This is a genomic window from Vibrio sp. 1402, assembly GCF_033340275.1.
The window spans coordinates 1-630 of the sequence record NZ_JAWOWE010000383.1 but is presented as its reverse complement, the minus strand read 5'-3'; the positions used below and the strand labels follow the sequence as shown (position 1 = coordinate 630).

General features: G+C 44.8%; 1 protein-coding gene. It reads right to left on the bottom strand.

The window, feature by feature from the left end; translation table 11 throughout:
* Positions 1–630: ATP-binding cassette domain-containing protein (locus R7044_RS26205; protein WP_225456118.1), on the bottom strand; the 630-nt coding region annotated here is incomplete at both ends.

The window sequence follows — 630 nt, the reverse complement described above, 5'->3', positions numbered from 1 at the left end:
TAATCGGAATCGCGGAGAGCAGTTTCTTGGTGTAATCGTTTTGTGGGTTCGCGTAAATTTCTTTCGCATTCCCCGCTTCCACCACTTTACCAAAGTACATCACCGCGACTTTATCGGAGACATGCTTAACCACCGACAAATCGTGAGAGATGAAGATGATGGCAAGGTTCATTTCTTGTTGAAGTTGCAGCAACAAGTTGAGAATTTGCGCCTGAACCGATACATCCAGTGCAGATACTGATTCATCACAAATCAACAGCTTTGGCTTCAGTGCTATTGCACGAGCAATACCAATACGCTGACGCTGGCCACCAGAGAATTCGTGCGGATAACGGTTCACAGCCGTTTCAGGCAAGCCAACTTTCACCAACAGCTCTTTCACCCATTGTTTACGCTCTGCAGGAGTGCCTATTTTATGGATGATATACGGCTCCTCCAAAATCATACCAATGGTGTGACGCTGGTTAAGTGACTCCATTGGATCCTGAAAGACAATCTGCATGTCTTTACGCAACGAGCGCATCTCTTTGACAGAGAACTTTGTAATGTCTTTGCCTTCAAAGAAAATCTTACCTTCTGTTGGCTCATACAATTTTAGAATCGTACGTCCTAAGGTACTTTTACCACAGC